The organism is Streptomyces sp. NPDC014907 (assembly GCF_055562975.1).
On the sequence record NZ_JBVHEG010000007.1, the window covers coordinates 279647 to 302239 of the forward strand.

Sequence of the window (22593 nt, forward strand, 5' to 3'; positions counted from 1 at the left end):
CCGATGAGCACTTTCGTTCAAGAGTGGTGCTCGATCGGTCATATTCGGCTGACGAGTGTTCGCGACGCCCTCCGAAGCCTCTCGTGAGCCGCGCGTGAGACGCCCCGCGGCCTTCATTCCCCGCGCGCGGACCGTCCGGTCCGTACGAGGCGAACGCCCCGCGCGGGATTCCCGTGGTGCCCGGCGAGAGGATCGGCCGGCGCCTCCCGTACGCGTTCTCCGGGCGGGAAATCGCGCCCCCGGACCCGTCGCGCCGGAATGCTCGCCGCGCGTTCCGCCTCCTCCACTGAAAAACTCCTCGAAGGTGTCGATCGGCATGCCTGAAAACCGCTTCTCCCCGTCGGACGAGTCCACTCCTGAATTCCTCGAACTGACTATGGCGCAGCAAGGCGTGTGGTATGGCCAGATGGTCGACCCGGACAGCCCGAAATACAACATCGGGGAATGCCTGGAGATCCGCGGGGGACTCGACGAGCGGTTATTCGCCGCCGCCCTCAACCGAGCGGTCCACCTCTGCGACAGCCTGAACGTCGCGTTCGTCACCGAGGACGGCGCCGTCCGCCAGCACGTGGTCCGACCGGTGGCCGAAAGTGATCGCCTGCACCGTGTCGACCTCACCAGTGCCGACGACCCCGCCGCGGCGGCGGAGCGGTACATGGCCGACGACATGGCCACGGTCGACCGGCTCGAAGCCCCGCACCACCACTTCGCCCTGCTGCGGCTCGGCCCGCGCCTCCACTACTGGTACGTCCGCTACCACCACATCGCCGTGGACGGCCTGGGCGGCGCCCTCTTCGCCCGGACCGTGGCCGACCTCTACACCCGAGCGGCACGCGGCGAGGACCTCGCGGCGGTGGAACCCCCCACCGGCCCCCTGCGCGCCCTCGTGGACGACGAGGCCGACTACCGCGCCTCCGGCCGGTTCGAGGCGGACCGCGCCTACTGGACCGGCAGGTTCTCCGACCGGGCCGCGAACGGGACCGGGCCGGCGGACGAGGCCGGGCCGGCGGACGGAACCGGCCACGGGGACGACGCCGCCGGCGGGACGCCCCTGCTCAGAAGACGGACCGACCGGCCCGGACAGGACGAACCGGCGAACCCCGGGGGCGTCGCCCTGCACACGGGCGAGACCCTCCCCGTCCCCGTGCTCGACGGTCTGCGCCGGCTCGCCGCCGACAACCGCACCACATGGAGCGCGGTCCTCGTCGCGGCGGTCGCCGCCTACGCGGGCCGGGTCACCGGACGGCGGGAGATATGCGTGGGCCTGGCCTCCCACGGCCGCCACGGCGCGCTCCGGCACGTGGTCGGGATGACGTCCACCGTCCTGCCCCTGCGCCTGGCCCTCACCCCCGGAACGACGGTCGGGGACCTCGTCCGGAGCGTCGCCGCCGAGATGCGCGGCGCCCTGCGCCACCGCCGCTTCTCGCGCGAACAGCTGGTCCGCGAGCTGAACCTGGCCGACGGAGCGGCCCGCCTGACCGACCTCGTCGTGAACGTCATGGGCTACGACTACGACCTGGACTTCGCCGGAAGCCCCGCCGCCTCCCGGCTGCTCTCCATAGGCCCCGTGGACGACGTGTCCCTGTTCGTCTCCGAACGGGCCGAGGGAACCGGCCCGCTGATCGGATTCGACACCAACCCGGCCCTGTACCACCCCGACGACGTCCGGCTGCACCAGCAGGCCGTCCTCGGCTTCCTCACCGCGCTCGCCGGCGCGGAGTCCGGCACCCCGGTGCGCGACCTCCCGCTGCTCGACGACGAGGCCGCCGGCACCCTGCTCGACCGGGGACGGGGCGCCGCCCTGCCGGCCGGGACCACCGGCACGAGCCTGCCGGAGGCGTTCGCGGCGCGCGTGCGCAGCGCCCCCGACGCCCCCGCCGTGGTGGACGGCGCCGTGACGCTCTCGTACCGGGAACTGGCACGGACGGCCACGGACCTGGCCCGCGCCCTGACCGGATGGGGGATCGGCGCCGAGGACGGCGTCGGCGTCCTCACGGGCCGCTCGGCCGCCGTCGTGACCGCCACGCTCGGCGCGGTGGGCGCGGGAGCCGCGTACGTGCCGATGGACGCGGCCTGGCCGGCCGAACGGCTGGACCGCGTCGCCGGGACCGCCCGGGTGCGGGCCCTCGTCGTGGACGAGGAGGCCGCGGGCCAGGACTGGGTCAAGGGGGCGGCCACGAGGCTGCCGGTACTGGTGGTCGACGGGCTCGGCGCCGTCCTGCGGGGCGGACCCGGGCGGCCGGGCCCGCTGCCGCGCGCGGTGCGCGGCGACCGGCTCGCGTACGTCATGTTCACCTCGGGCTCCACCGGACTGCCCAAGGGCGTCGGCGTGAGCCATGCCGACGTCCTCGCCCTGGCCGCCGACTCCGCCTGGCACGGGGGCGCCTCCGACGCGGTCCTGATGCACTCCGCGTACGTCTTCGACGCGTCCACGTTCGAGATCTGGACGCCGCTGCTCAACGGCGGCCGGGTGGTCGTCGCCCCGCCGGGCCTCCTGGACGCGCGGACGCTCAGGGAGACGACGGCCCGGTGCGGCGTGACCGCGGCGTTCCTGACCACCGCGCTGTGCAACGTCGTCGCCGAGACGGACCCCGGGGCGTTCGCGGGGCTGCGCCTGGTCGCCGCCGGCGGCGAGGCCGCCGCCCCCGACCTGATGCGGCGGATCGCCGCCGCCGCGCCCCGCACCAGGGTCCTGCACGTGTACGGCCCCACCGAGACCACCACGTTCGCCTCCCGCCACACCGTCCGCGCCGGCGTTCCCGGCGTCCCGCCCATCGGCCGCCCCCTCGACGGGACGCGCCTGTACGTGCTCGACGACTCCCTCCGCCCCGTGCCCCCCGGCGTCGTCGGCGAGCTGTACGTGGGCGGCGCCGGCGTCGCCCGCGGCTACCTGGGCCGCCCCGGCCCGACCGCGACCCGGTTCGTCCCCGACCCGTACGGCACCGGCGGCGGCCGGATGTACCGCACGGGCGACCTGGCCCGCTGGACGGCGCACGGGGACGTCGAGTACGTGGCGCGGGCCGACGGGCAGATCAAGCTCCGCGGCTTCCGGATCGAACCGGCCGAGATCGAGAACGCCCTGCTCGCCGACCCCGCCGTCCGGGACGCCCGCGTGCTGGTGCGCGAGGACGCGCCGGGCGACCGCCGGCTCGTCGCCTACGTCGTGCCGGCCCCCGGCGCGCGCCCCGACGCCACCGGCCTCGCCCACGGCCTCGGCCGCGTCCTGCCGGGGTACATGGTGCCCTCCGCCTTCGTCCTCCTCGACGCCCTGCCGCTGAACGCGAACGGCAAGGTCGACCGGCGGGCCCTGCCCGCCCCCCAGGCGCCCGCCGCCGGGGGGACCGCCCCGCGCACACCGCACGAAGAGGTGCTGGCGGGCCTGTTCGCCGACGTCCTCGGGGTGCCGTCCGTGGGCGTGGACGACAACTTCTTCTCCCTGGGCGGCCACTCGCTGCTCGCCACCCGCCTCGTCGCGCGGATACGGACCGCGACGGGCGCGGAGGCCGAACTGCGCACCCTCTTCGAACACCCCACGGTCGCCTCCCTCGCCGCCGCCCTCGGCACGGCCGGGAAGGCCCGCCCCGCCGTCGCCCCCGCGGAGCGGCCCGACCCGCTCCCGCTGTCCTTCGCGCAGCGGCGGCTGTGGTTCCTCAACCGCGCCGAGGGCTCCGGGGACACCTACAACGTGCCGCTCGTCCTCGACCTCGACGGCCCCCTGGGCACGGAGGCCCTGAGCGGCGCGCTGAGCGACGTGGTCGCCCGCCACGAGAGCCTGCGGACCGTGCTCGCCACGCACGACGGCGTCGCCCGCCAGGTCGTGTCCGACGCGCGGACCGCCGCGTCGCTGGTTCCCCTCGCCGTCGAGACGCCCCCGGGGGACGAACCGGCGGACGACTGGGCCGAACACGCGGTGCGGCGGCTGGCCTCGGCGCCCTTCGACCTCTCCACCGACCTCCCCGTCCGCGCCGGGCTGCTCGCGACCGGACCCGACCGGCACGTCCTGGTGATCGTCCTCCACCACGTCGGCGCGGACGGCTGGTCGCTGGCCCCGTTCTGCCGGGACCTCGGGGCCGCCTACCGCGCCCGGACCACGGGCGGCGCGCCCGACTGGCCCGAACTGCGCGTCCAGTACGCGGACTACACCCTGTGGCAGCGGGAGCTGCTCGGGGACGACGACGACCCGGAGAGCCTGGCGGCACACCAGCTCGCCTTCTGGCGCGACGCCCTGAGCGGCGCTCCCGGCCTGCTGGAACTGCCCCTGGACCGGCCCCGCCCGGCGGTCCCCGGACACCGGGGCGACACGGTCCCGTTCGACCTGCCCGCCGCCGTGTACGCGCGGCTCGTCCGGCTCGCGCGCGACACCGGCTGCACGCCCTTCATGGTCCTCCAGGCGGCACTCGCGGTGACCCTCCACGCGCACGGCGCGGGCACCGACATCCCGCTGGGCACCGCGGTGGCCGGCCGGACCGACGAGGCCCTGGACGACCTGGTGGGCTTCTTCGTCAACACCGTCGTGCTGCGCACGGACCTGTCGGGGAACCCGGCCTTCCGGCACCTGCTGCGCCGGGTGGCGGAGTTCGACCTCGCGGCCTTCGGCCACGCCGACCTGCCGTTCGAACGACTGGTCGAGGAACTCAACCCGGACCGGTCCGGCGGCCACCACCCGCTCTTCCAGACCATGCTGGTCCTCCAGAACCAGGAGCGGGCGGAACTCGACCTGCCCGGCGTCACCGTGCGGGACCGGTCCCGGCCCACCGGGGTCAGCAAGTTCGACCTGACGTTCTCGCTGACCGAGGTCCCGGAGGACCCGGGCGCCCCGGAGGCCGGCGCCGGCACCGTCCGGCTCGGCGGCCACCTCGAATACGCCACGGACCTCTTCGACCGCGACACGGCCCGCGCGCTCGCCGACCGCTTCGCCCGCGTCCTCGCCCACGCCGTGGCCGACCCCGGACGGACCGTGGCGGACCTCGACCCGCTCACCCCCGGGGAGCGCGCGGAGATCCTGGAGCGGGGACGCGGCGAGCGCTCCCCGCTGCCGGCCCGCACCGTGCCCGAGGCGGTGGGGGAGTGGGCCGCCCGCACCCCGGACGCCCCCGCCGTGCGCGACGCCCGCACCGGCCTCACGTACGCCGCACTGCACGCCCGCGCCGACTCCCTCGCCCGCGTGCTGCGCGAACGCGGCGCCGGCCGCGGCACCCTGGTGGCGCTCGCGGTCCCCGCGTCGGCGGACACCGTGGTCGCCATGCTGGCCGTGCTGCGGGCCGGAGCCGCCTACGTGCCCGTCGACCCCGGCTATCCCCCCGCCCGCGTCCGGCAGATGCTGGACGACGCGCGGCCCGTCCTGCTCATCACCGGAGCGGACGTCCCGGACGGCATCCCGGCGGACGGCGTCCCCCGCCTCTCCCTCGGCGACCCGGCCGTACGGCCCGCCGATCCGGCCGCGCCCCTCCCCGCCGCGCCCCTCCCGGAGGACGCCGCCTACGTCATCTACACCTCCGGGTCGACCGGCCGCCCCAAGGGCGTGGTCGTCCCCCACCGGGCCCTCGCCAACCACATGGCCTGGATGGCGCGCCACCTGGACCTCACGCGGGAGGACCGGGTCCTCGCCCGCACCTCCACCAGCTTCGACGCCTCCGTGTGGGAGCTGTGGCTGCCGCTCGTCCACGGCGCCGAGGTCTGCGTGACGCCCTCCGACGCGAACCGGGAACCGCGCGAACTCGTCTCCTGGATGCGCCGGTTCGACGTCACCGTGGCCCAGTTCGTCCCCTCGCACCTCGCGCTCGTCCTCGCCGACGACCCCGACGGCGCGCCGCCGCCCGGCCTGCGGGCCGTCCTCTGCGGCGGCGAACGCCTCCCGCGCGCCCTCGCCGACGCCGTCGCCGCCCGGTGGCACGCCGAGCCGCACAACCTGTACGGACCGACCGAGACGACCATCGACGCCACCGCCCACCGGGTGACCGGACCGGCGTCCGCCCCGGCGGACCCCGGCGAGACCGTGCCCATCGGACGGCCCGTCGACACGATGCGCGCCTACGTCCTCGACGAGTGGCTGCGCCCCGTACCGCCGGGCGTCACCGGAGAGCTGTACCTGTCGGGCCCCAACCTCGCCCGCGGCTACCTCGACCGCCCGGGGCTCACCGCCGGCCGGTTCGTGGCCGACCCGTTCGACGCCCCCGGGACGCGCATGTACCGGACCGGCGACCTGGTGCGGTGGAACCGCGACGGGCTGCTCGACCACGTCGCCCGCGCCGACGACCAGGTCAAACTGCGCGGCTTCCGCGTCGAGCCGGGCGAGGTGGCCGCCGCGCTGCTGGCCCTGCCCGGCGTCACGTCCTCCTGCGCCGTGGTCCGCGAGGACGTCCCCGGACGCCCCCGGCTCGTCGCGTACGCCGTCACCACCACCCCGGCACCGGGGCCCGCCGCCCTGCGGGACGCGCTCGCCGAGACCCTGCCGCACCACATGGTGCCCGAGGCCGTCGTCATCCTCGACGCGCTGCCGCTGCTGCCCAACGGCAAGACCGACCGTGCCGCCCTGCCCGCCCCCGGCGAGACCGCCGGACGCACCGGCGAGGGACCGCGCACCCCCCGGGAGGAACTGGTCGCGGGAATCTTCGCCGACGTCCTGGAACGCCCGGCGGTCGGACCGCACGACAGCTTCTTCGACCTCGGCGGGCACTCGCTCCTCGCCATGCGGGTCGTCAGCCGCGTCCGCGCCGTGCTCGGCACCGACCTCGCCGTGCGCACCCTCTTCGAGCACCCGACGCCCGCCGCCCTCGCCCGGGTGCTGGACCCGGCGGAACCGCACCGGCCCGCCGTGCTCCCCGCCCGGCGGCCCGACCCGCTGCCGCTGTCCTTCGCGCAGAGCCGGCTCTGGTTCCTCAACCGGATGGAGGGCCCGAGCTCCACCTACAACGTCCCCCTCGTCCTGGAACTGCGCGGCGAACTGGACGCGGAGGCCCTGCGCGCCGCCCTGCTCGACGTCGTGGAACGGCACGAGGCGTTGCGCACCGTCTTCCCCGAACGGGACGGCGTGCCCCACCAGGCGGTCCTCCCCGCCGACGCCGCCGCGCCCCGGCCCCCCGTCGAGAGCACCGCCCCGGCGGACCTGGAGGCGGCCGTCCTCGCAGCCGTCCGCGAACCGTTCGACGTGCTCACCGACCCGCCGCTGCGCGCCCGGCTGCTGCGCGCCGCCCCCCGGCACCACGTCCTGGTCCTGGTCCTCCACCACATCGCCGGCGACGGCTGGTCCCTGGGCCCGCTGACCCGCGACCTGGGCGACGCCTACCGGGCACGGCTGGCCGGCGGGACGCCCGCCCCCGCGACGGGCGGCGCCCCGCTCCAGTACGCCGACTACACCCTCTGGCAGCACGACCTCCTCCGGGAGGACGGCGAGGTGCTGCGGCGCCAGCTCGACCACTGGCACGGCGCGCTCGCCGGCCTGCCCGGACTGATCGAACTGCCCCTCGACCGCCCCCGCCCCGCCACCGCGGACCCCCGGGGCGCCGTGGTGCCCTTCGACGTGCCGCCCGCCCTGCACGCCGGGCTCCTCGACCTGGCCCGCGCCTCGGGCAGCACCCTGTTCATGGTGCTCCAGGCCGCCGTGGCCGCCCTGCTGCGCCGGCACGGCGCGGGCGACGACATCCCCCTCGGCTCGCCGGTCGCCGGCCGCACGGACGAGGCCCTGGAGGACCTGGTCGGCTTCTTCGTCAACACGCTGGTGCTGCGCACCGATCTGTCCGGCGACCCGACCTTCCGCGAACTCCTCGGACGCGTGAGGGAGTTCGACCTCGCGGCCTACGCCCACCAGGACGTGCCGTTCGAACGGCTCGTGGAGAGCGTCAACCCCGTCCGGTCGCGCGACCACCACCCGCTCTTCCAGACCATGCTGGTCCTGCAGAACCAGCGGGCGGCCCGCCCCGACCTGCCCGGCCTCGCCGTCGAGCACCGTCTCGTCCACAACGGGCTGAGCAAGTTCGACCTCACCTTCGCGTTCGGCGAGGACGAGGAGGGCGGGGGCCTGTCGGCGGGCATCGAGTACGCCACCGCCCTGTTCGACCGCGCCACCGTCGAAGCGCTCGCGGCCCGGCTCGTCCGGCTGCTCGAACAGGCGGCCGCGGAACCGGACCGGCGCCTGTCCGCGTACGACACGCTCACCCCGGACGAACACCTCCGCCTCACCCGCTGGGGCACCGGACGGGACCTCCCCGCCGGGGCGGAGGACGGCACCCTGCCCGCGCTGTTCGCCCGGCAGGCACGCCGCGCCCCCGACGCGGTGGCCGTCACGGACGGCGCGGACACCCTCTCCTACGCGGAGCTCGACCGGATCTCCGCCGACCTCGCCGGCGTCCTCGCCGGCCTCGGCACCGGCCCCGAGGACTCCGTCGGCGTGTTCCTGGGCCGGTCGCCCGCCGTGGTCACCGTCTCCCTCGGCACGGTCCGCGCGGCCGCCGCCTACGTACCGCTGGACGCGCGCTGGCCCGCCGAACGGCTCGACCAGGTCGCCTCCGTCGCGCGGCCGCGCGTCCTGGTCGTGGACGAGGACACCGCCGCCTCCCCCTGGGTGACCGCACGCGCCGGCCACCTGCCGGTCGTCGTCGTGGACCGGACCGGCCGGGTCCTGCGGGGCGCGCCGGACCGGCCGGGCACCCCGGCGGCCGTGCCCGGCCCGGACGCCCTCGCCTACACCATGTTCACCTCCGGCTCCACCGGACTGCCCAAGGGCGTCGCCGTCGCCCACGCGGACGTCGCCGGGCTCGCGCGGGACTCGGCGTGGACGGACGGCGCCGCCGACGCCGTCCTGATGCACTCCGCGTACGTCTTCGACGCCTCCACGTTCGAGATCTGGGTCCCCCTCCTGAACGGCGGCCGGGTCGTCGTGGCACCGGAGGGGCTCCTGGAGGCCCGCGCCCTCGACCACGCCGTCCACGAGCACGGGGTGACGGCCGTGTTCCTGACGACCGCCCTGTTCAACGTCGTCGCCGAGACCGACCCGGGGGCCTTCGCGGGCCTGCGGGTGGTGTGCGCGGGCGGCGAACTCGCCTCCCCCGACGCGATGCAGCGGGTCGCCGCCACCGCCCCGGACACCCGGGTCCTGCACGTCTACGGCCCCACGGAGACCACCACCTTCGCCACCCGGTACGCCGTCACGGCCGACCTGCCGTCCGGGCCGCCGCCCATCGGCCGCCCCCTGGACGGCATGCGGCTGCACGTCCTGGACGACGCGCTCCGCCCGGTCCCGCCGGGCGTCACGGGCGAGCTGTACCTCGCGGGACGCGGCGTGGCGCGCGGCTACACGGGACGCCCCGGCCCGACCGCCGCGCGGTTCGTCGCCGACCCCTTCGCCGCCGACGGCGGCCGCATGTACCGCACCGGCGACCTCGTGCGCTGGACCCCGGACGGGCACCTCTCCTACGTCGCCCGCGCCGACGGCCAGGTCAAGCTGCGCGGCTACCGCGTCGAACCCGGCGAGATCGAGGCCGTCCTCGCGGGCCGCCCCGAGGTGGCCGACGCGTTCGCGCTGGTCCGCGAGGACGTGCCCGGCGACCGCCGGCTCGTCGCCTACGTCGTACCGGCGGCCGGCGCGGACCCCGACCCCGCCGGACTCGCCCGCGAGGTCGGCCGCGTCCTGCCCGGCTACATGGTTCCCGCCGCGATCGTCCCCCTCGACGCGTTCCCGCTGAACCCCAGCGGGAAGGTGGACCGCGCCGCCCTGCCGGCACCCGTCCACGAGGCGCCCGCCCGGGGCCGCGCCCCGCGCACCGTCCGCGAGGAGGTCGTGTGCGGACTCTTCGCCGACCTCCTCGGCCTGCGGACGGTGGGCGCCGACGACGACTTCTTCGCCCTGGGCGGCCACTCCCTGCTCGCCACCCGCCTCGCCGCCCGGCTGCGCACCGTGCTCGACGTGGAGATCGAGGTCAGGACCGTCTTCGAACACCCGACGCCCGCCGCGCTCGCGGCCGTCCTGGACGGCGCGGCGACGGCCCGGACCCGCCTCGTACGGGCCGCGCTCCGCCCCGACCCCATGCCGCTGTCGTACGCGCAGCAGCGCCTGTGGTTCCTCCACCGGTTCGAGGGCCCCGGCGCCACGTACAACGTGCCCCTGGTGCTGCGCCTGGACGGTCCGCTGGACACGGACGCCCTCACCCGCGCCCTCACGGACGTGGTCGAGCGGCACGAGAGCCTCCGCACCGTCTTCCCCGACACCGGGGGCGTGCCGGGCCAGCTGGTGCTCGACGCGGCGGGCGCCGACATCGACCTCACCCCCCGCGACGTCGAACCGGACCTGCTGGACGCGGTGCTGAGCGCCGAGACCGCGTACGCCTTCGACGTGAGCACCGAACGGCCGGTACGGGCCCGGATGCTCCGCCTCGGAGCCGAGTCCCACGTCCTGGTGCTCCTCGTCCACCACATCGCCGGGGACGGCTGGTCCCTCGCGCCGCTCGCCCGCGACCTCGGCACGGCCTACCGCGCCCGTACGGCGGGCGGGGAACCCTCCTGGGCCGAACTGCCCGTCCAGTACGCCGACTACACCCTCTGGCAGCGGGAACTCCTCGGCGACGAGGAGGACCCCTCCGGCACGGCCGCCCGGCAGCTGGAGTTCTGGCGGACCGTGCTCGCCGGCCTGCCCGACCTCCTCGACCTGCCCCTCGACCGGCCGCGCCCGGCCGTCGCCACCCACCGCGGCGACGCGTTCGCCTTCCCGGTGGACGCCGCGACGCACCGGGCCCTCACCGACCTCGCCCGGTCCCGGGGATGCAGCCTCTTCATGGTGCTCCAGGCCGCCCTCTCCGTCCTGCTCGGCGCGCACGGCGCCGGGGAGGACATCCCGCTGGGCACCCCCGTCGCGGGCCGCACCGACGAGGCCCTCGACGACCTCGTCGGCTTCTTCGTCAACACGCTCGTCCTGCGCACCGACCTGAGCGGAGACCCCACGTTCGAACAGGTCCTCGACCGGGTCCGGGAGTTCGACCTCGCGGCCTACGCCCACCAGGACGTGCCGTTCGAACGGCTCGTGGACGCGCTGGACCCGGAGCGGGCCCAGAACCGCCACCCGCTGTTCCAGACCATGCTCGTCCTCCAGAACCACGCCGCGGCGGACATGGAACTGCCGGGCCTGACGGTGACGGAACAGCCGGTGCGCACCGGCATCAGCAAGTTCGACCTGACGTTCACCTTCACCGAGCGCCACGACGGGGACGGCCGGCCGGGCGGGCTCGACGGCACCCTCGAATTCGCCACCGACCTCTTCGGGCACCCCACCGCGCACGCCCTGGCCGACCGGCTCACCCGGCTCCTCGGCGCGCTCGCCGCCGACCCCGGGCGGCGCGTCCGGACGGTGGACGTCCTGGCGCCGGACGAGCGGGCCGCGCTGGTCCGGACCGGCCACGGCCCGGCCCGGACGGTGCGGGAGCGGACCGTGCCCGCGGCGTTCCGGGCCCAGCGCGACCGCACTCCCGACGCGGTCGCCGTACGGGGCGGCGACCGGGACCTCACGTTCGCCGAACTCGACGCCCTCTCCGACGACACGGCGCGGCTCCTGCGGGAACGCGGGGTCGGACGCGGGGACGTGGTGGCGCTCGCGCTGCCCGGCACCGCGCACCAGGTGGTGGCGATGCTGGCCGTCGCCAAGACCGGTGCCGCGTGGCTGCCGGTCGACCCGGAGTACCCCGCCGCGCGGATCGGCTCCGCGGTCGACGACGCCCGTCCCGTCCTCCTGGTGACCTCGGCGGCGAACCTGGCGGCCCTGCCGGACCTGCCGGTACCGGTCCTCGTGCTCGACGGCCCGGAGGCCACCCGCGCCGAAGGCCCGGACGCCGTACCGGACACCGGCCGCGCCGGCGGACCGGGGACCGCGCCGGACGCCGCACCGGAGACCGGCCGCGCCGGCGACCCGCACCCGCTGGACGCCGCCTACGTCCTCCACACCTCCGGATCGACCGGCCGCCCCAAGGGCGTCGTCGTCACCCACGCCGCCCTCACCAACCACATGGCCTGGATGGCGGACCACCTGTCCCTCACCGGCGCCGACCGGATCCTCGCCCGCACCTCGCCGAGCTTCGACGCCTCGGTGTGGGAGACCTGGCTGCCCCTGCTGCACGGCGGCTCCACCTGCCCGGTGCCACCGGCGCTCAACCACGACCCGGCCGGACTCCTGGCCCGCATGCGCGAGACGGGGGTGACCGTCGCCCAGTTCGTGCCCTCGCTCCTGGCCCTCGTCCTCGACGAGACCGGACACGAGGAGCCGCCCGCCTCCCTGCGGGCCGTCCTGTGCGGCGGCGAACCGCTGACCGCCTCCCTGGCCCGGCGCGCCGGACGGGCCTGGTCCGCCGGGGTCCACAACCTGTACGGCCCCACCGAGGCGACCATCGACGCCACCGCCCACCACCACCGGCCCGACGGCGGGACCGCGTCCCGCGCGGAGGGCACGGTGCCCCTGGGCCGGCCCGTCGACAACACCCGCGCGTACGTCCTCGACGCGGGCCTGCGCCCGGTCCCCCCGGGCGTCACCGGCGAGCTGTACCTCGCCGGCGAAGGCCTGGCCCGCGGCTACCTCGGACGCCCCGGCCCGACCGCCGCGCGGTTCGTCGCCGACCCGTTCGGCCCCGGGGGCACGCGGATGTACCGCACGGGCGACCTCGTCCGCCGCGACGCGGACGGAACCCTCACCTACGTGGCCCGCGCCGACGACCAGGTCAAGCTGCACGGCCTGCGCATCGAACCCGGCGAGATCGAGACCGCCCTCACCGCGCTCGACGGCGTCGGCACCGCCCTCGTCCTCGTCCGCGAGGACCGGCCCGGCGAGCAGCGCCTCGTCGCCTACACCGTCCCCGAACCCGGCGGCACCGGCGTCCCCGACGCCCGCGAACTGCGGGAACGGCTCACCTCCGTCCTCCCGCCGTACATGATCCCCACCGCCTTCGTCCCCCTGGACGCGCTGCCGCTGCTCCCCAACGGCAAGACCGACCGGCGGGCGCTGCCCGCCCCCGCCCGCCCCGCCGCCGGGGCCGGGCGGACGGACGGCGGGGAGCCGCGCACCGAGCGGGAACGCGTCCTGTGCGACGTGTTCGCCTCCGTGCTCCGCGTGCCCGGGGTCCGCGCCGACGACGACTTCTTCGCCCTGGGAGGCGACAGCATCCTCTCCATCCAGCTCGTCAGCCGCGCCCGCGAGGCCCGGCTCTCCCTCACCCCCCGCGACGTCTTCCTGCACCGCACGCCCGCGGGCCTCGCGGCGGTGGCCACCGAACCGGACGGGCGGACCGGCGCCCCGGCCGACGACGGCGTGGGCACGATGCCGCTCACCCCCATCGCGGCCTGGTTCCTCGACCGGCCCGGCCCCACGGACGGCTACAACCAGTCCGCGGTGGTACGGACCCCCGCCGGCGCCGACGAGGAACGCCTCACCGCCGCGCTCCAGCTCCTGGTCGACCACCACGACATGCTCCGGGTACGGGTCACCCGCACCGCCGGGGGCGAAGCGGCCCTGGAGACCCTGCCGCGCGGGACCGTGCCGGTCCGCCCCCGCCTCACCCGGATCGACGTCGCGGGACGCCGCGAGGACGAGGTCCGCGCCGCGCTCGCCGGGGCGGGGGAGGAGGCCAGGCGCCGGCTGCGGCCCGCGCACGGCGAGGTGTTCGAGGCGGTGTGGTGCGACGCCGGGCCGCGGGCGCGCGGACGGCTGCTGCTCGTCGTGCACCACCTGGCGGTCGACGCGGTGTCCTGGCGCGTCCTCGCCGAGGACCTGGCCACCGCCTGGCGCGCCGTGTCCGACGGCACCGCCCCGACCGCCGGGGAACCAGCCCGCGACGGCACCGCCCCGGCCCCCGCCGGCCCCGCGCCCCGGACCCCGGTCCTGCCGCCCGTCACCACCTCCTACCGCGCCTGGGCGCGCCTCCTCGCCGCACAGGCCCGGGAAGGCGCGCGGGCGGCGGAACTCCCGCTGTGGGAGGAGACGCTGCGGGCGGCCGACCCGCCGCTGGGGGACCGGCCCCTCGACCCGGCCCGGGACACGGCGGGCCGGACCCGGACGCTGACCACCCGTCCGGCGGGCCCCCTCACGGAGGCCCTGCTCACCACCACCCCCGCCGCCTTCCACGCGGGCGTGGACGACGTCCTGCTCACGGCGCTCGCCCTCGCCGTCCGCTCCTGGCGGGCCGGGCGGACCGCCGGCACACCGCGTCCGGACGGCACCGGCGTGCTGATCGACCTGGAGAGCCACGGCCGCGAGCAGATCGCCGGAGACCTCGACCTGTCCCGCACGGTCGGCTGGTTCACCAGCCTCTACCCGGTCCTGCTCGACCCCGGGCCCCTCGACCCGCGCGATCCCGCCCGCTTCGACCCGGGGCTCGTGGACCGGGCCGTCAAACGCGTCAAGGAACAACTGCGCGCCGTCCCCGACCACGGCATCGGCTACGGCGTGCTGCGCCGGCTCGCCTCCGGCGCGCGGGCCCGCCTGGAGGGCGCGGCCGAACCCCGGATCGGCTTCAACTACCTGGGCCGGTACGCGGTCGCGGACCCGGCGCCCGGCACGGACGGCGGGGGCGCCGACTGGGAGGTGCTGCTCGACGGCGGCGGCCCGGCCGCCCAGGACCCGGACATGCCCGTCCACCACGTCCTGGACATCAACGCCCACACCGAGGACCGGCCCGGAGGACCGCGCCTCGTGACGCGCTGGACCTGGCCCGCGGGCCTGCTCGCCGAGACGGACGTGGCGGCGCTCGCCGACGCCTTCGACCGGGCCCTGCGCGCGATCGCCGAACACGCCGGACGGCCCGACACGGGCGGCTGGACGCCGTCCGACCTTCCCCTGGTCTCCCTGGACCAGTCCCAGCTCGACCGACTGCAGAACAAGTGGGGTGGACGCAAGTGACCGGTTTCCAGTTGGAGGACGTACTGCCGCTGACGCCGTTGCAGGCAGGCATGCTCTTCCACGCGCTGTACGACTCCGACGCCGTGGACGTCTACACCGCGCAGTTCGTCTTCGACCTGGAGGGCCACGTCGACGTGCCCGCGCTGCGCGCCGCCGTCGGCACGCTGCTGAGGCGGCACGCCAACCTCCGCGTGGGCTTCCTCCACGAGGACCTGGACGAGCCGGTGCAGGCCGTGGCCGCCGACGTGCCGGTCCCCCTGGAGCAGCACGACCTCACGCGGGGGGACGGCACGGCCGGGGAACGCGTCCGGGCCTTCCTCGCCGCCGACCGCACCCGCCGCTTCGACCTCACCACCCCGCCGCTGATGCGGTTCTCCCTGCTGCGCACCGGCCCCTCCCGGCACCGCCTGGTGATGACGAGCCACCACATCCTCCTCGACGGCTGGTCGATGCCGCTCCTCGTGCGCGAACTGTTCGAGCTCTACGCCCACCGGGGCGACGACGGCACCCTGCCGCGCGTCACCCCCTACCGCACCTACCTGGCCTGGCTGGCGGGACAGGACCGGCACGCCGCCCTCGACGCCTGGCGCACCGCGCTGGCGGGCGTCGAGGCGCCGACGCTGCTCGCCGGGCGCGGAGCGACCGAGGCGGCGGGCTCCGGTGAACTGCCCGAGACCCTCGTCCTCGAACTCGACGCGGCGACCAGCGAACGGCTGAGGGCGACCGCCCGGGCCCACCGGCTCACCCTCAACACCCTCGTCCAGGGCGCCTGGGGACTGCTGCTCTCCCGGCTCACCGGCCGCTCCGACGTCCTGTTCGGCACGACCGTGTCCGGCCGCCCGCCGGAACTGCCCGGCGTCGAGTCGATGATCGGCCTGTTCATCAACACCGTGCCGGTGCGCCTCACCCCCCGCCCCGGCGAGACCCTCGCCGCCCTCCTGACCCGCCTCCAGGACGAACAGGGCCGCCTCCTCGGCAGCCAGCACGTGGGACTGACCGAGATACGCGGGGTCACCGGCCTCGACACCCTCTTCGACACGCTGGTCGTGTTCGAGAACTACCCGCTGGACGACGAGAGCCTGCGCACCGCCCGGCAGGGCCTGCCCGGCCTGGCCGTCACCGGGTTCTCGGGCACGGACGCCGCGCACTATCCGCTCACCCTCACCGTCGCCCCCGGCGACGCGCTGCGCGTCACGTTCGGCTTCCGGGCCGCCGTCCTGGACCGGGACGAAGTGGCCCGCACGGTCGCCCGGATGAGGAACCTCCTGACGGCCCTCGCCGAGGACCTCGACCGGCGGGCCGACGCCGTGTCCGTCCTCCTCGACGGAGAACGGGAGGAACTGCTCGCCCGGGGGACGGGCGCCGCGCTCCCGCCCGCCGCGGCCACCACGAGCCTCCCGGACGCCGTCGCCCGGCACGCCGCCGCCCGCCCGGACGCGGTGGCGGTCACCGGCGCGGACGGACACCTGACGTACGGGGAACTGTGCGCCCTCGCCGACGGCCTGGCGGGCACCCTGACCGGGCTCGGCGCGGCCCCGGAGGAGGGCGTCGGCCTCCTCCTGGGCCGCTCGCCCGCCCAGGTCACCGCCGCCCTCGGAGTCCTGCGGGCCGGCGCCGCCTACGTCCCCCTGGACCCGCGCTGGCCCGGGGAGCGGCTCTCCCGGGTCGCCGGGGCCGCCGCCCCGCGCCTCCTGGTCGTCGACGCCGGCACCCGGGAGCACCCGTGGGTGCGGTCCCTCGGCCCCGGGACGCGGGTGGTCACCGTGGACACCGCGGGCCGCGTACGGGACGGCGCCCCGGCCGCCCCCGGACCGCTGCCCGCCGTCACCGGCGGCGCCCGCCTCGCGTACACCATGTTCACGTCGGGCTCCACCGGACTGCCGAAGGCCGTCGGCGTCACCCACGCCGACGTCGCGGCGCTCGCGGCCGACCGGACGTGGGACGGCACGGCCGACGTGGTCCTGATGCACTCGGCCTACGTCTTCGACGCGGCCACCTTCGAGATCTGGGTGCCCCTGCTGCGCGGCGGCCGGATCGTGACGGCCCCGGAGGGCGTGCTCGAACCCGCGCGGCTGCGGGAGGCCGTCACCCGGGACGGGGTGACCGCCGCCTTCCTCACCACGGCCCTCTTCAACGTGTTCGCCGAGACCGACCCGGACGCCCTGGGCCTGCTCCGGCTGGCCGCCGCCGGAGGGGAGGCCGCCGCGCCCGGAGTGCTCCAGCGGCTCGCCGCCGCCCACCCCGGCACGGTCGTCCTCAACGCGTACGGCCCCACCGAGGCGACCACCTTCGCCCTGCTGCACCGGGTCGGCGCCCACGACGCCCCGGACGGCACGCCGCCCGTCGGCCGCCCGCTCGACGGGGTCCGCGCCCTCGTCCTGGACGCCTCGCTGCGGCCCGTGCCGGACGGCGCCGAGGGCGAGCTGTACCTGGCGGGCCCGGGCGTCGCGCGCGGCTACCTCGGCCGCCCGGCCCTGACGGCCACCCGGTTCGTCGCCGACCCCTCGGACCCGGCGGGCGGCCGCATGTACCGCACCGGCGACCTCGTGCGCCGGACCCCGGAGGGGGACGTCGTCTACGCGGGCCGCGCCGACCAGCAGGTCAAACTGCGCGGCCACCGCATCGAGCCCGGCGAGATCGAGGCCGCGCTGCGCGCCCACCCCTCGGTGCGCGCCGCGTGCGTCGTCGTCCGCGAGGACCTGCCGGGCGACCGCGTCCTCACGGCCTACGTCGTCCCGGCCCCGGACCGCACGGCCGATCCGGCCGTCCTCACCGCGCACGTGGGCCGGACCCTGCCCGTCTACATGGTGCCGTCGGCCGTGCTCCTCCTGGACGAGCTGCCGCTGACGTTCAACGGCAAGCTGGACCGGGCGGCCCTGCCGAAGCCGGACGTTCCGTCGGGCCCGGCCGGCCGCGCGCCGCACGGCGCCCGCGAGGAGATCCTCGCGGGGCTGTTCGCCGACGTGCTCGGCCTGCCGCGGGTCTCCGCCGACGACAACTTCTTCGCCCTGGGCGGCCATTCGCTCCTGGCGACCCTGCTCGTGGGCCGGATGCGCACGGCCCTGGGCACCGAGACCGAGATCCGCACGCTCTTCGAACACCCCACCGTCGCCTCGCTCGCCGCCGCCCTCGAGGACGCCGGGCGCCCGGCCCGCCCCGCCCTGGCCCCGCGACGGCGGTCCGGCGCCCTCCCCCTGTCGTACGCCCAGCGGAGGCTGTGGTTCCTCCACCGCCTCGAAGGCCCCTCGGCCACCTACAACATCCCCCTCGCCGTGCGCCTGGACGGCGAACTCGACGCGGACGCCCTGCGCCGGGCCCTCCACGACGTCGTCGCCCGGCACTCGTCCCTGCGCACGGTCTTCCCCCTGTACGGGGAGGGCCCGGAGCACGGGAACGGCCCCGCCCCCGCGCACGGGGACGACCCGGGACACGGGGACGGTCCGGGACACGGGGACGGTCCGGCCTCCGGACGCCCCCCGGTCCAGCACGTCGTCGCCCCGGAGGACGTACGGCTGCCGTTCTCCCTCGAAACCGTCGACGAGGGCAAGTCCGCGGACCGGATCGGCGCGGCCGCGGCCGAACCGATCGACATCGAACGCGAACTGCCGTTGCGGGCGACCCTGCTGCGCCTCGCGGACGACTCCCACGTCCTGGTCCTCGTGATCCACCACATCGCCGCGGACGGCTCGTCCCTGGCCCCCCTCGTCCGCGACCTGGGCACCGCCTACCGCGCCCGCCTCGCGGGAGCGGCCCCGGCCTGGACCCCGCCGCCCGTCGACTACGGCGACTACACGCTGTGGCAGCGGGAACTCCTCGGCGACGCGGAGGACCCCGACAGCCTCCTCTCGGGACAGCTCGCCTTCTGGCGGGAGGCCCTGGCCGGACTGCCGGACCACGTCGACCTGCCCCGGGACCGCCCGCGTCCCCCCGTACCCCGGCACGAGGGCGCCACCCACCACTTCGCCGTCGATCCCGCCACCGCCCGCCGGATCGCCGGACTCGCCCGCGCCAACGGGTGCAGCACCTTCATGGTGCTCCAGGCCGCCCTGGCACTCCTCCTCTCCCGGCACGGCGCCGGCGAGGACGTCCCGCTCGGCACGGCCGTCGCCGGACGCACCGACGAGGCGACCTCCGACCTCATCGGCTTCTTCGTGAACACGCTGGTCCTGCGGACCGACCTGAGCGGCGACCCGACCTTCCGCGAACTCCTCGGGCGGGTCAAGGAGTTCGACCTGGCCGCCTACGCGCACCAGGACGTCCCCTTCGAACGCCTCGTGGAACTGCTCAACCCGGCGCGTTCGCACCACCACCCGCTGTTCCAGACGATGCTGGTGCTCCAGAACCACGCCCCCGCCGCCCCCGCCGACCTCCCCGGCCTCACCGCCCGCGCGGTCCCGGTCGACCTGGGAGCCGGCAAGTTCGACCTGGCGTTCACCTTCGTGGAGACGGACGGCGGCGAAGGCGCTCCCGGCGGCATGCGGGCCTCCGTCGACTACGCCACCGCACTCTTCGACGCGGACACGGTGCGCGGCCTCGCCGACCGGCTCGTCCGCCTCCTCACCGCCGTCACCGACGACCCGGGGCTTCCCCTGCACGCCTACGACGTGCTCGACGCCACCGAACACGCCCGCCTCACCCGGTGGGGGACCGGACCGGACCGGGACCTGCCGGAAGCCACCGTCCCCGAACTCTTCGCCCACCGCGTGCGGTCGGCCCCGGACGCCCCGGCGGTCCGCGACGCGCACACCACCCTGACCTACCGCGAGGTCGACGCGCGCGCCGAGGCCCTCGCCCGCCGTCTCGTCGCACGGGGCGTCGGGCCCGAGGACCGGGTGGCCGTGGCGCTGCCCCGCGACAGCGGCCTTCCCGTCGCACTGCTCGGCGTCCTCAAGGCCGGCGCGGCCTATCTGCCCCTCGACGCCGACTACCCGGCCGCCCGCCTCGTCCACATGCTCGACGACGCGGCCCCCCGCCTGCTGCTCACCACCCCCGAACTGCACCGGCGGCTCCCCCCGACGACGGTCCCGCACCTGTACGCGGGGGACGACGTGCCCCTCCCGGACCCGGCCGCTTTCCTCCCGGACCGGGCCGCGCCCCTGCCGGTCCCGCGTCCGGCGCACCCGGCGTACGTCATCTACACCTCGGGTTCCACCGGCCGCCCCAAGGGCGTGGTCGTCACCCACCGGGGCGTCGGGGCGATGGCCGCGACCCAGCGCGAACGGCTGCGCCTCACCCCCGCCGGCCGCGTCCTGCACCTGGCGTCGGTGAGCTTCGACGCCGCCTTCTGGGAGCTGTGCATGGCCCTGCTCTCCGGGGCCCTCCTGGAGATCGACGCGCGCGAGGCCCTGCTCCCCGGCCCGGCCCTCGCCGCCAGGGTCGAGGAGCACGGGATCACCCACCTCACGCTCCCGCCGGCCGCCCTCGCGGTGCTGCCGCCGGACTCGCTCCCCGCCGGCACCACGATCGTCCTGGCCGGCGAGGCGTGCCCGCCCGCCCTCGTGCGCGCCTGGGCGCGGGGACGGCACCTCGTCAACGCCTACGGCCCCACCGAGACCACCGTCTGCGCCACCATGAGCGGCTTCCAGCACGCCGACGGACCGCTCGCCCCGGACCGCACGGTCCCGATCGGCGTCCCCGTCGACGGCACCCGGGTACGGGTCCTGGACGACCGCCTGGCGCCCGTGCCGCCCGGCGTCGTGGGGGAGCTGTACGTGTCCGGCGAGGGCCTGGCCCGCGGGTACCACGGCCGGCCCGGGCTCACCGCGACCCGGTTCGTGGCCGACCCGTCCGACCCTGCCGGGGGCCGCATGTACCGGACCGGCGACCTGGCGCGGTGGAACCCGCGCGGAGAACTCGAGTACGCCGGACGCGTGGACGACCAGGTCAAGCTGCGCGGCTTCCGGATCGAACTCGGCGAGGTCGAGGCGGCGCTCGCCGCGCTGCCCGGGGTCGCCGCCGCCTGCGCGGCCGTACGGGAGGACCGGCCGGGCGACCGCCGCCTCGTCGCCTACACCGTGGCCGCCGAAGGGGCGACGGGACCGGACGGGACGGAGGTGCGGACCCGTCTCGCGGCCGTCCTGCCGAACCACATGGTGCCCTCCGCCCACGTACGGCTCGACGCCCTGCCGCTCACGCCCAACGGCAAGACCGACCGGCGGGCCCTCCCGGCGCCCGAAGGCCCGCGCGCCGGCGGGCGCGGGCCCCGGACGGACCGGGAGCGGGCACTGTGCGAGGTGTTCGCGGAGACGCTCGGAGTGCCGGAGATCGGCGTCACGGACGACTTCTTCGCGCACGGCGGGCACTCCCTGCTCGCCATCACGCTGACCCGGCGGATCGAGGAGCGGTGCGGACGGCGCCTGTCGCTGCGCGCGCTGTTCGCCGCCCCGACCGTCGAGGGCGTCGACCGCCTGCTGGGCGGAGCGGAACCGGACGACGTCGCGCCGGACGGGCCCGGGGCGGTGGACTGGGCCGCCGAGGTCCGGCTCGCGGACGACATCACCGGCGCCGGACGGACACCGGGGGCACGGGGGACGGCCCTGCCGGACGGACCGCGGCGCGGCGGCGCCCGGCCCTCGCCCCGGCCGTTCCTGACGGGCGCCTCCGGCTTCCTCGGCGCGTTCCTGCTGCGCGACCTGATCGAGACGACCGGCGGACCGGTCGACTGCCTGGTGAGGGCCCGCGACGAGCGGGACGGGGCGCACCGGCTGCGGGAGAACCTGCGGCGGTACGGCCTGTGGCGCGACCGCTACCGGGAGCTGATCGTCCCCGTGCCCGGCGACCTCGCCGCCCCGGGCCTCGGCCTCGCGCCGGAGGTCCGGGCCGCGGTGGTGCGGCGGCTCGGCCCGGTCTTCCACAACGGGGCGCGGGTCAACTTCGCGGCGGGCTACGGCGACCTGCGCGCCGCGAACGTCGCCGGGACCGGGGAACTCCTGCGGATGCTGGCCGAGTCGGACTCGCCCGGCATGCACCACGTGTCCACGACGAGCGTCCACGCCCCGGCCCGGGGTTCGGTGACCATCACGGAGTCGACACCGGCGGGCCCGCCCGGGGACCTGCCCGACGGCTACGCGCGGAGCAAGTGGGTGGCCGAGGGACTGATCGGCCTGGCGCGCGAACGCGGCCTCCCGGTCACCGTCTACCGGCCGGGCCGCATCAGCGGCGACACCACCACCGGCGCCTGCCAGGACCGCGACCTGCTGTGGCAGCTCATCAAGGGGTGCCTCCAGGCGGAGGCGGTGCCCGACCTGCCGCACGGGACGACCGGCTGGGTCCCCGTGGACTACGTCAGCGCGGCGGTGGTGGCGCTCGCGTCGGCCGGGCGCACCGGCGCGGAGACCTTCCACCTCACCCACCCGGAACCGCCGGACCTGGAGCGGGTGTTCGATGTCGCCGGGTCGGTCGGCTACGAGCTCCGCCGGGTGCCCGCCGAGGAGTGGAGGTCCCTCGTCGCGGCCCGCCACGACAACGCGGCCCAGCTCTTCCTCGGCGAAGGACAGGACACCCGGGAGGCGGTGGACGGACGCCGCTTCGACTCCCGCCGCACCACCGGGGCGGCGGCGGAACTCGGCGTACGGCTCCCCGCCCTGACCGAGGAGGTCCTCGTGCGCTACCTGGCGTACTTCCGGGAGACGGGCTTCCTCCCGGCCCCGGGCGGGGTACGGGCCGGGGCGTGACCGGACCCGCCGGGTGCCCGCACCGCGACGCGGCGCGGGCACCCGGCGGGAAGC

General features: G+C 76.6%; 2 protein-coding genes. Both read left to right on the forward strand.

Annotated elements, in window-relative coordinates; all coding sequences use genetic code 11:
- Positions 1-316 precede the first annotated feature (316 nt).
- Positions 317-14866, forward strand: coding sequence for an amino acid adenylation domain-containing protein (locus tag ACZ3IL_RS20725; RefSeq protein WP_467391968.1), 14550 nt, complete (start codon positions 317-319; stop codon positions 14864-14866).
- Positions 14863-22539, forward strand: a complete 7677-nt coding sequence (locus tag ACZ3IL_RS20730; RefSeq protein WP_467391970.1) for an amino acid adenylation domain-containing protein — start codon at positions 14863-14865, stop codon at positions 22537-22539. The genes ACZ3IL_RS20725 and ACZ3IL_RS20730 overlap by 4 nt, the downstream gene beginning before the upstream one ends.
- The last annotated feature ends 54 nt before the right edge of the window (positions 22540-22593 follow it).